General features: G+C 66.7%; 8 protein-coding genes, 1 other RNA gene and 1 pseudogene. 6 read left to right on the top strand and 4 right to left on the bottom strand.

All coding sequences use genetic code 11. The features are described 5' to 3' along the window. Positions 1-551: 551 nt before the first annotated feature. From ACIRVK_RS44205 to ACIRVK_RS44185, 5 genes are all read left to right on the top strand, one after another. Complete coding sequence (locus tag ACIRVK_RS44205; protein ID WP_404257623.1) at positions 552-2,498, top strand: zinc-ribbon domain-containing protein; 1,947 nt, start codon at positions 552-554, stop codon at positions 2,496-2,498. A gap of 63 nt (positions 2,499-2,561) precedes the next feature. Further along, positions 2,562-2,966: RNase P RNA component class A (rnpB, locus tag ACIRVK_RS44200), an RNA gene on the top strand. A gap of 1,058 nt (positions 2,967-4,024) precedes the next feature. Next, positions 4,025-4,873 carry an alpha/beta fold hydrolase gene (locus ACIRVK_RS44195; RefSeq protein WP_404257621.1) on the top strand — a complete coding sequence of 283 codons (849 nt, stop codon included), beginning with the start codon at positions 4,025-4,027 and terminating at the stop codon, positions 4,871-4,873. Further along, complete coding sequence (locus ACIRVK_RS44190; RefSeq protein ID WP_404257619.1) at positions 4,866-5,723, top strand: SDR family NAD(P)-dependent oxidoreductase; 858 nt, start codon at positions 4,866-4,868, stop codon at positions 5,721-5,723. The genes ACIRVK_RS44195 and ACIRVK_RS44190 overlap by 8 nt, the downstream gene beginning before the upstream one ends. A 49-nt stretch (positions 5,724-5,772) precedes the next feature. Further along, positions 5,773-7,335, top strand: coding sequence for a long-chain fatty acid--CoA ligase (locus ACIRVK_RS44185; RefSeq protein WP_404257617.1), 1,563 nt, complete (start codon positions 5,773-5,775; stop codon positions 7,333-7,335). A gap of 75 nt (positions 7,336-7,410) precedes the next feature. Here the strand turns inward: ACIRVK_RS44185 and ACIRVK_RS44180 are convergent. Together ACIRVK_RS44180 and ACIRVK_RS44175 are read right to left on the bottom strand one after the other, a co-directional pair. After that, positions 7,411-7,491, bottom strand: a pseudogene (locus tag ACIRVK_RS44180) (LysR family transcriptional regulator); the annotation flags it as partial. A 64-nt stretch (positions 7,492-7,555) separates the two neighbouring features. Further along, on the bottom strand, positions 7,556-8,014 hold the full coding sequence (locus tag ACIRVK_RS44175) for a MarR family winged helix-turn-helix transcriptional regulator (RefSeq protein ID WP_404257615.1): 459 nt from the start codon (positions 8,012-8,014) through the stop codon (positions 7,556-7,558). A 159-nt stretch (positions 8,015-8,173) separates the two neighbouring features. On the opposite strand from ACIRVK_RS44175, the gene ACIRVK_RS44170 reads away from it, so the two are divergent. Continuing rightward, positions 8,174-9,229, top strand: coding sequence for an ABC transporter substrate-binding protein (locus tag ACIRVK_RS44170; protein WP_404257613.1), 1,056 nt, complete (start codon positions 8,174-8,176; stop codon positions 9,227-9,229). Positions 9,230-9,619: 390 nt separating this feature from the next. On the opposite strand, the gene ACIRVK_RS44165 is transcribed toward ACIRVK_RS44170, so the two are convergent. Together ACIRVK_RS44165 and ACIRVK_RS44160 are read right to left on the bottom strand one after the other, a co-directional pair. After that, positions 9,620-10,210 carry a TetR/AcrR family transcriptional regulator gene (locus ACIRVK_RS44165; RefSeq protein ID WP_404257611.1) on the bottom strand — a complete coding sequence of 197 codons (591 nt, stop codon included), beginning with the start codon at positions 10,208-10,210 and terminating at the stop codon, positions 9,620-9,622. A gap of 138 nt (positions 10,211-10,348) precedes the next feature. Beyond that, on the bottom strand, positions 10,349-10,687 hold the full coding sequence (locus ACIRVK_RS44160; RefSeq protein ID WP_404257625.1) for a winged helix-turn-helix transcriptional regulator: 339 nt from the start codon (positions 10,685-10,687) through the stop codon (positions 10,349-10,351). Between the last annotated feature and the right edge of the window lie 331 nt (positions 10,688-11,018).

Raw genomic sequence — 11,018 nt, 5'->3', positions numbered from 1 at the left:
GAACGCGCCACCCGCCGGGCCATCAACCAGCTCAACCAGCTCGGCTACACCGTCACCCTCAACCCGCGGGAGAACGCAGCCTGACCGGCACCCCGAACACCCGGCGGTCTTCAACGGCCACCGGGCACCAAGCCCTGCCCACACCCACCCTGACCAGGCTCTATTTACGCGTCAGAGCATGTGCGGCAAGCCAAGATTGGCAGGCCGGGTCGAATCCGGGTCGAATTTCGCCGTGCGAGCGCAGAGCGACGTTCGCCGCCTGAGGCGCCAAACGGCGAAAGTGCTGTGACCTGCGGAAAAGCATCCGACAGCCGGACACCTCGGACGATATGAAAATATCGTCCGAGGTGTCCGGCTCGGTTAAATGCGGATGATCTGGACATAGGTACGGCTCTGTCAGACCTCGCTCGTATGCTCACGCCGTGATCGCAACACAAGGTTCAGACGCTTCGGGGAGTGACGCAGCAGGACTCGCCGCCTGGCCACCCAGGCCGTCGCCCCTCGATATCGGGAGCGGTGGGCGCGAGGACCGGTTAAGGATTCTCCGTCAGATGCGGTCCGTCTGGGACGACTTCAACGGGGTCCGCCGTGAGCAGATCAAGAAGGAACTCGCAGTGGCCCGGGCCCGGCAGGCCGAAGTCACCGCTTACTGGAATCGGCACAAGGCCACAGTCGTGGGCCGGTGGAACAGCCGTTCCAGTGCACGTGGTGAAGCCACCGTCGCGGACATCCCTGAGGGCGCGGCGCAGTGGCACCAATACAACCTAGTCCGCCCGGACGACGTCTCGGCGACAGCTCAGATACGCGGCCAGGCCAGCCCTTACCTGTGGCAATGCCCCCTTGGCTTTGGTCATGAGCCGTGGCCGGCCTGGCCCAAGGGCCGCATCCAGAAGGGCGGCGGGTGTCCCGAGTGCCGTCGATTGACCCGGCTCGCGGACCTTCCGACGCTGGCTGCTCAGTACGGTGGACAGATACCAGCGAGCGTCATCACTCACGCATCACACGAGAGGGTGCCGTGGATCTGCCGGACATGGGCGGTCGATCCAACTGCCGGAGTGTGGCAGCCGGTTGAGCACCGTTTCGAAGCGGTGGTCAAAGAGCGGGCTCTTCAGGGGAACGGCTGTCTGGTCTGCGCAGGGTACGTGATCGACGACACGAACTCGCTGTTCACCTGGTTCCCGGAAATCGCGGACGAGTTGGATGCACCGGACCTCGACCCACGTCGGCTGCCTACGAGCCAGCACAACATTCCTCGGAAGCAGGCTGCCGAGGTGGAGAGCCGCGGGGTGTACGTCACTCTGCCCTGGAAATGCCGTCACGGCCACAGCTGGAAGGCCACCATCCTCAACCGTGTCCAGGGCACCGGCTGCGGTGACTGCTCGACTTCCGGGATATCGAAAGAGCAGGTACGGCTGGTCGCTGAACTCGCGGGACTCATCGACCTCGTACCGCCGGAGAGCCGGGATCCCAGGTTGTCGGATGGTGTGCCCGACTTCGCTTCCCACCGTCTCACTGTCCCGCCGGAGCACAAGCCGGCCCACTGGCGCTACAAGGACGTCGAGGTCGACGCGGTCTTCCATCTGCCTCATGGCGTCCGCGTCGGCCTGGAGTACGACGGAGCGTTCCACCACTCGGTAAGGCAGCGGGACCGCCGCCAGTACGAAAACGAAAAGAGTCAGGTGCTGGTTGAAGCGGGGCTTCTGGACCTGATCATTCACGTGAGAATCGGCGATCTGCCAGAGATGGAGGCTCCCCACGCTCTGGTCGTGCCGGTGCCCGAACGAGCCACGGCGTACCAGCAGGCGAGCGCGGTGGCCTCGGCCCTCTGCGTACGCTTCCCAGAGGCTGCGCAGAGCCTCTCCGCATACCTCAACAGCGGCAGGGCCCAGCATCAGGCCGCCGCCGATGCCTACATCACCGCGGTCTGGGGCCAACTGCGGCCCCCGCGCCGAAAGCCGAAGAAGGCAGCTTCACCGACACCACGCAGCCTCTCACCAACGGCTCCACACGCAGACAGCCTGCTGTCACCCGTTTCTGAGCCCTACCGGAATCCGGAAAGTCCGAAAGACATCCTCCGTGACTACCGGTGCGACTGCGGCAATCCCGAGGTCTTCACCGCTGTCCAGTCCCAGGTTACTTCCGGAAACACCCGTAGTTGCGGATGTCTGGTCACACAGGCCAGGCAGCGTCCGCGACCAGCAGTCTCCAAAGCTGAGACGCACGCCGTCCGAGCCTGGGCTCAGCAGCGGCGGATAGCCATCGGCGGCAGCGGACGGGTCCCGGACCGGGTCACGGCTTCCTTCCGGCTCGACCAAGCCGGGCGCGACGACCTGCTCGGCCCGGACGGGCTGCTCGACGAGGCACGCGTTCGCGAGTGGGCAGTGTCGGCGGGGCGCCAGCTGGGCGTGAGGGGCAGGCTGACCGGAGAGCTCTGGCTTGACTACTCCACGAAGCAGCTTGCGGCTGGGCGGCAGGTCACGGAGACGCCGGACCGCTAGTTGGTCGCTGATCGAAGGAACAAGGAGCCGCGCTTGGTCGGCTACCATGGCCGATACGGCAGACGAGCCGGGCGGACGGCCGCGTGGAGTCCCCCTGAGGGGCTCCCCGAGGAACGCCCGGACTCCACAGGGCAGGGTGATGGCTAACGGCCACCCGGGGTGACCCGCGGGACAGTGCCACAGAAAACAAACCGCCCAGCACTTCGGTGCCGGGTAAGGGTGAAACGGTGGTGTAAGAGACCACCAGTGCCCAGGGTGACCTGGGCAGCTAGATAAACCCCACCCGGAGCAAGGTCAAAAGGAGCGCCGTAAAAAGCGCTCTGCGCGGACGTTTGAGGGCTGCCCGCCCGAGTCCGCGGGTAGACCGCACGAGGCCAGCGGCAACGTTGGCCCTAGATGGATGGCCGTCTCCCCGGCCGCCGCGAGGCGACCGGGTGACAAAATCCGGCGTACAGCCCGACTCGTCTGCCACGTATTTTCGCAGGTCAGCGGTCCAGCGCACCTTCGGTGCGCGCCGGGGGCGTGGTAAATGCCGTGGCGCGCGCCGGGGGTGCTTCTGTCTGCCCTGACGTGGGCTGATGGGGTGCGGACGCTGAGTTGGTTCGTTCCGGCACCGAAGCCTCTGTGATGCTGGTGACCTCGCAGGTCAGCATGGTGCTGGGGACCGTCCACGGGAACCGTGGAGTGTTGCCGCGAAGCACGTGCGTCAGAATTCCTGATTCGCCCTGGTCCTACCGGAACGGCGCACCCGGCTGTCCGGCGAGGGAGGGAGCAAGGCCGTGGACGTGCTGCACGAACGCTGCGCCGGCCTCGACATCAGCAAGAAGGACGCCAAGGCGTGTGTCCGCACCCCGAGTACGAAGCGGCGGGGTTCGACGCTGTGGTCGCCTCAGCGCGCGATCCCGAACGGGCGCCCTGGTACGACATCCTCATCGACCGCACGTTCTCCGTCGACAACACCTTCGCGCAACTGTCGTTGGCCGTTAGTGACAGCGACGACCTGGCACTGGATAAGGACACTTGGGGGCAACGGGCAGAGACCTTCCGGGCGTTGATAAGGATCGCGGACACGGAATACTTCGAGGGGCGCCGAGCGTGCTCACCGGCGGCACGCCGTGGTGGAACAAGTGATCGCGGACATCAAGAACAGCACGTTCGCACACGCGCCGTCCGGGCACTTCCAGGCGAATGCCGCCTGGCTCACCCTCGCCGCCCTGGCCCACAACCTCACCCGCGCCACCGACCGCCTGACGCGCTCTGCCCAACCCGCCCGAAGGGGCCCGAGACGCGTGGAAGAGCTGGGCAGACCAGCGGACACTGCCTGCCCAAACCGCAGATCAACCGCCAGACCACTCGAACGACCCCGGAACGATCGCTCCTGAATCAAGCCGGTGGATCCGGGCTCGGTGGGTGCAGAGCCCTTGCCGTCGCACCGTTCCGGCGTGTATCTATTACAACCGTAAGAAGAACGACCGTAATATAATTGCACGGAGTCGCGGTCCTCGCGCCGCATCCGGGGAGGCCCGATGAAGACGACAAAGAGCATGAAGTGGATCGACGTGCCCACGCGCACGATCGATGTCGGCGGGGTGCCGTTCGCCTACCGCGAGCTCGGTCCTACCGGTGGTGTTCCGGTGGTGTTCCTGCACCACCTGATGGCTGTCCTTGATGACTGGGACCCGAGGATCATCGACGGCATCGCCGCCCGCCACCGGGTGATCACGTTCGACAACCGCGGGATCGGCGCATCCGGAGGATCCGTGCCGTCCGACGTCGCGGAGATGGGCCGCGACGCCGTCGCCTTCATCCGGGCGATGGGACTCGAGAAGGTCGACCTCTTCGGGTTCTCGCTCGGCGGCGGAGTCGCACAGATGGTGGCCCTGCAGGCACCCGAACTCGTGCGCCGGATCGTCCTTGCCGGGACCGGTCCGCGCGGCGGCGGCGGCATCAAGGAGATCAACAAGGTCGCGGTCAAGGCGTACGTCAAGTCCGCGCTCACCCTGAAAGACGCCAGGACATTCCTGTTCTTCCCGCGCGACGCCGAGGGCAAGCGGGCCGCGAAGGACTACCTCGCCCGGCTCAAGGAACGCACCCAGAATCGCGACGAGAAAATCTCCCTGCAGGCTCGACGCGCGCAGCTGAAGGCCATCCGCGCGGCCGGACTGCACGCACCCGACGACCTCTCGGTGATCACCCAGCCGGTCTTCGTCGCCAACGGTGATAACGACCTCATGGTGGCCAGTAGCAACTCGGCCGACATGGCCCGCCGGATCCCGAACGCCCGGCTGAAGATCTATCCGAACTCCGGGCACGGCGGGGTCTTCCAGTATCACCGGGAGTTCGTCCCCGAGGTGCTGGAGTTCCTCAATGGCTGAGAGATCCGACCGGTCGATCGCCGGAAAGGTCGCCCTCGTCACCGGCGGTGGCCGGGGCCTGGGTGCGGCGACCGCGCGGTCCCTGACCGCCGCCGGTGCCCGGGTCTTCGTGGTCGATCTGCACCGTCCGGCCGCGGGCGAGGCGATCGACGAGCGGGTCACCTACCTGGTTGGTGATGTGACCGACCTCGGCGACATGACCCGAGCGGTCGAGACCGTCGTCAGGGACGCCGACTGCCTGGACATCGTGATCGCGAACGCGGGTGTACTCGGTCGGGGCGTGACCCTCCGGGCGTCCTCGACTTCGCTGGTCGACCGACTCTTCGACGTGAACATCGGGGGTGCGCTCAACACGGTCCGTGCTGCCCTTCCGGCCCTCACCGAGAACCGTGGCCGGCTCGTCCTGATCTCGTCGGTCTTCGCCTTCGTCAACGGGGCCGGCGCCATCCCGTACGCGATGAGCAAGGCAGCGGTCGAGCAGCTCGGCCGTGGGCTGCGAGTCGAACTCGCCGCTCATGGCGTCAGCGTCACGACCGCGTACTTCGCGGTGATCAACACGGACATGACCCGGCAGGGCCTCGACGAGGATCCAGTAGCCCAGGCGCTGCTCGGCACCCAACCGAGGTTCCTGCGCAAGCGCATCAGCCCCGAAGAAGCGGCGGCAGCGATCGTCGAGGGCCTGTGCCGCCGGGATGTACAGGTATTCCGTCCGCGCAGATGGACCGTGGTCTCGAAGGCCCGCGGCCTCATCGCACCCGGGATGGACTCCGGCCTGGCGCGGGATCGCACCGTCCAGAGCATCCTCGGACGCCTCGACACCCGTGAAGGCGAGGACTTCCTGACCACCTGAGGTCAGGAACAACAGCGTGCCCCGACTACCCACAGACCAGGAGCCATTGATGACGAGTTCGACCCGGAACGTGTCCGGACTGCTGATCCGCACTGCGTTGGAATACCCGGCGCGCACGGCGATCGTCTTCGGTGGCGATCGGATCTCCTACGCGGAACTCGACGCGGCGTCGAACCGGGTGGCGAACCTGCTGACCGAGCACGGCATCCGCCCTGGCGACAAGGTTGCCCTGTCCTGCGCGAACATCCCGCAGTTCACGACGATCTACTTCGGGATCCTCAAGGCCGGCGCGGTCGTCGTGCCGTTGAACGTGCTCCTCAAGGCGCGGGAAATCGCCTACCACCTCAACGACTCGGACGCGACGGCGTACTTCGCCTTCGAAGGCAGTCCAGAACTCCCGATCGGGCGCGAGGCGTGGTCGGCCTTCCAGACCGCCGACCGGGCCGCGCACTTCTTCCTCATCGGCAGCGGTGCGTCTGTGGACGGCGTCACCCCGGACCAGCTCTTTGCCGCCGCTGTCGCCGGGCAGCCAGAGACGTTCGAGACGGTCGAGCGTGCCGACGACGACACCGCGGTCATCCTCTACACATCCGGGACCACCGGGCAACCCAAGGGCGCGGAACTCAGACACCGGAACGTCTACGACATCGCCCGAGCCGGCGCCCAGCTCTTCGAGTCGGACCCCGCGACACCCGACGTCTACCTGTGCGTTCTTCCGCTCTTCCATGCCTTCGGCCAGATGGTCATCCAGAACGGCGCCGTCGGGTTCGGCGGCACACTCGTCCTGCAGGCAAGGTTCTCCGCCCATGAGGCGCTGGAGCTCATGCTCGACCATGGCGTGACGTTCTTCGGCGGCGTACCGACCATGTACTGGGGTCTGCTGGAGGCGCCCGACGACAGCGTCGACGTCGCCCGGCTGGCCGCCAACCTGCGCATCGCCGTGTCCGGTGGTTCCGCGCTTCCCGCGGAGATCCACCGAGAGTTCAGGAAACGCTTCGGTGTGACGATCCTCGAGGGCTACGGGCTCTCGGAGACGGTGGCCATCGCGTCATTCGCCACGTACGGCGAGGAGCCCCGTGCCGGATCGATCGGCCGGCCCATCCCCGGGGTCCAGATGAAGCTCATCAACGACGACTGGACGGAGGTGGAGGACGACCCCGGCGCGATCGGGGAGATCGCGATCAAGGGCTACAACATCATGAAGGCCTACTACAAGCGCCCCGAGGCCACCTCGGAAGCCATCCGCCAAGGATGGTTCCGCACCGGAGATCTGGCTCGCAAGGACGCGGACGGCTTCTACTTCGTCGTCGACCGGTCCAAGGACATGATCATTCGCGGCGGGTTCAACGTCTACCCGCGCGAACTCGAGGAGGTGCTCATGGAGCACCCCGCGGTCTCCTTGGTCGCTGTGATCGGAGTTCCGCACCCAAGTCACGGGGAAGAGGTCAAGGCCGTCGTCGTCAAGAAGGCCGGCGACAGTACGACTGAGGCCGAGCTGACAGCCTGGGGAAGAGAGCAATTCGCCGGCTACAAATACCCGCGCATCGTCGAGTTCGTCGACGCCCTGCCCATGACCGCCACCGGGAAGATCCTCAAGCGCGAACTGTCCTAGTGGACGGTAAGCCATGAAAAAAAGACCTGTCCTGCGCGCGCTCGTGGACGAGGCCCGCAGTCGTTGCACGCCCAACTCCCGCATCAGCGCCCGGATCGCCTGCGAGAGCGGTGGCTGTGGCACGTGCAGGCGCGTCGCAGCCCGGCTGAAGCGCAGGTTCTTGGCGACGGGTATCGCGCCCGTCTGACCTCCCCATCCAGATGCTGCGCCGAGTACCGGCTCACCGCCCCAGCATGCGGTCGCGAGCCCTGCCCAGACCGTCGGCCAAGACAGTGAGCTGCTCGGGGGTCAGGACGTCGATGAGCAGCTCGCGGACGGCGGTCACGTGGCCCGGGGCCGCCTGCTCGAGCGTGGCGAAACCGGCGTCGGTAAGGACGGCATACACGGCACGAGGGCCGCTCGGACAGATCCGACGCCGCACCAGCCCCGTCTTCTCCAGTTGGCTGATCTGGTACGTCACACCGCTCTGGGAGGCGTACACGGACTCGGCGAGTTCCGTCATGCGCAGCTCGTGGTCCGCGGCTCCGGAGAGCCTGGACAGGATTTCGTACTGCACGTGCGTCAGGTCGGCGTCGTCCTTCAGCTGTTGGTCAAGGCGCCGGTTCAGCAGCGCGGCGGCGCTGAAGAACGCCTTCCAGGCCCGCATCTCCTCGCCGGTCAACCATCGCGTGTGACCCACGTCACTACCTCCTTGTTCAAATTTTAAGTGGAGAGTACCTTGGCCATCGACTTCAAATTTGAAGTCGATGGCGTAGTGAGAGGTACCACGATGGGATTCACCAGAAGGGCGCTCCTCCGGGCTGGGGCGCTCGGCACGGCCGCGGCCGGTCTTCAGGCCATGACATCGAACGCGGCCTCCGCCGCGCCCGCCAGCGAACAGGAACAGCTGCAGGCCCTGTACAGCGCGGCCAAGGACGAGGGCGGACTGGCGACCCTCTACATGGGCGGCGACGCGCCCGGATTCTTCGACTTCATCCCGCAGGCCTTCCTTGCGCAGTTCCCCGGCATCCAAATCAACACGATCACCGACCTGAGCAAGTACCACGACGCGCGCATCGACAATCAGCTCGCCACCGGCAACCTGGTCGCCGACATCGCCATCCTGCAGACCACGCACGACTTCGACCGCTGGAAGGCCATGGGCGAACTCCTGCGGTACCGCCCTGTCGGCTGGAACAACGTGTTCGACAACGCCAAGGACCCCGACGGCTACTGGGCGAGCGCCTACTACGGAGTGTTCGCCCCGATCGTCGGCATCCATCAGGCGCCGACCGACCCCAACGACTTCCGTGCCACCGACCTGCTCAGCCCCGTCTTCACCGACAAGATCATCTCCACCTGGCCCAACGACGACGACGCGGTGCTCTTCCAGTACAAGCTGTTCATCGACCAGTACGGCTGGGGCTGGCTGGAGAAATTCGCCGCGCAGCGGCCCACATACGTCCGCGGTCTGCTGGGATCAATCAGCGGCGTGGTCAACGGCACGTACCTTGCCAACCCGGCCGGGGCCGGGGGCACGGGCCCCAACAGCGTTCAGGTGCTGCCCGCCCACGACCGGTTTCCGTCCTGGGCGCAGCGCGCCGCCATCTTCCGGCGGTCCCCGCACCAGGCCACCGCCAAACTGTTCCTGAGCTGGCTCCTCTCCCGACAGGCTCAGCAGGACGTCATCGCCGGCTTCACCTGGTCGGTGCGCGCCGATGTCGCCCCGCCCGCGGGGCTGAAGCCCCTCGCCGACTACCGCACCACCGACCCCCTCGACTTTCCGAGGTTCATGAGCGACCGCGCCGCCGTCGACCGGTTCAAGTCCCAGGTCGAGCTGTACGTCGGAGCAGTGCAAGGCCCCGACCCCGCCGATCCCCAGAACACCCTCGGTCGCACCCCCGGCCGATTCTGAAACCACGCCCTCACGCCCGCGCACCAGACCGGCCCAGGGTGGTGCGCGGGCTCCAGGATTCGGTAGGCGGCGGGGTCCGGCCGTGGGAGGTGCTCGGCGTGCGGACGCGGGTCCGCGGTGCCGCCCGGAGGGCCTTGGTTCAGTCGCCCGGCACGGACAGCACGTCGGCGGAGAGTGCCGGCCACTCGCCCGGTCCCAGCCGCGGCGGCGGCGCTTCTCCGGACCCGGATCCTGACCCGGTTGTGGGTTGGCGTGCATTGCCGAGGTGTGCCATCGTGCGCCGGTGACGCCACGTCACGGGTGGCGGCGTCGGAGAGGGCCGTCGCGAAGCGTTGCCTCACCCTCGCCCTGCCAGGACCCTAGGAAGTCGACGGGCGGCCGGTGCGCGCGTCAGACGCGCTGCCCGGCGTCCAGCAGGGCGAGGGCGTTGTTGATCCCCTGATCGAGGAGCTCATCGGCGAGTTGGCGGTCGGTCAAGGCGCGGGCAAGCTGGAGGGTCCCCGCCATCAGGCTGAGGAGGCTGAGTGCCTTCACACGTGCGGAGGACGGGGCCTCCGGCGCCATCCGGGCGGCAATGCCCTCGATGAGGACCAGCACGCCGTCGGTGTACGCCTGCCTGGTTGTTTCGGTGCAGCGCCCGAGTTCGTCGAGCAGAGCGGCGTTGGGGCAGCCGTCACCGAGGCTGTCGCGGTGCCAGGGCGACAGGTATCCGCGCACAATCTGCTCGATTCCGGCACGGCCGGGCGCTGCCAGCGCGACGACGCTCTCGGCCTGCGCCTTCAACTGGTCGGCGATTGTCGTGGCGACGAGGTCGTCCTTGGATTCGAAGTGTGCGTAGAAGGCCCCGTTGGTCAGCCCCGCGTCCTTCATCAGCGTCGAGACCCCGGAGCCGTCGATACCGTCTTGCTTGAACCGGCGGCCCGCGGTCTCGATGATCCGCCGCCTCGTCTCCTGCTTGTGCTCCTTTGCGTAGCGCACCACAGCGCATGCCCCTTCGCCGGCCGGAAGGGCCGATTGCCCCTTCTCCTACTCGCCAGTGTATGGTATTGCGGACGTAATCCAAAGAGTTGGCGGCAGCGCCGGCCGGTAGGAGGGCGCTGGGCAAGCGTCGGGCTTTCATCAACGAGGGCACCCACGGACCCGGCATCTGGACTCGCCACCCCAGCCGTTGCCGACTGTCGCTTCGTTCATGGTGAAGGGCTCGCCGCACCCTTCGCGCACGGTGCCGCTCAGACCCACCTCGCGACCGCATGTCTGGTGAATGTAGTGGACGGCGACCCCTTCCCCGGGCTCCTTGCACCATGCCTCGCCCCATGCCCGCAGGGCGAGTGGCACCGAGGTGAAGGCTTCGCCCTTGTCGGTCAGGTGGTACTCGTGGCGGACTCCTTGGCGCTTCTGGAGGGGCGACTCATCCCACGCCTCCCGCTCCGGCGCCGATGCCTCTACTCCCCGACGGATCCCGGACGGTCGATGGGGCGGTGGCCCACTCCGCGCAGAGTGCTTGCAATCACCGAGGCAATCACATAGTATTACGAATGTAATTTAAATGCACGGATTCTCGCCATCGACGACTCGACCGGCAACCCTCATGGCGGGTCCGATCTCGAACACATCAGACCGGCCACCTGCCTCACGGCCGACACCGCTCACTGGCGGCGTGGTTGCCGCGAGCAGCGGGCCCTTCTTATTTCACTAGGAACTTTCCATGGATCTCTCCACCAGCACCGCCCTTGTCACGGGAGCCAACCGGGGCTTCGGCCGCGCCCTCGCCGCAGAACTGCTCAGCCGC

This window comes from Streptomyces sp. NPDC101152 (assembly GCF_044768275.1).
GTDB lineage: Bacteria > Actinomycetota > Actinomycetes > Streptomycetales > Streptomycetaceae > Streptomyces.
The sequence above is the reverse complement of the archived record's forward strand: the minus strand, read 5'-3'. Positions and strand labels throughout refer to the sequence as shown.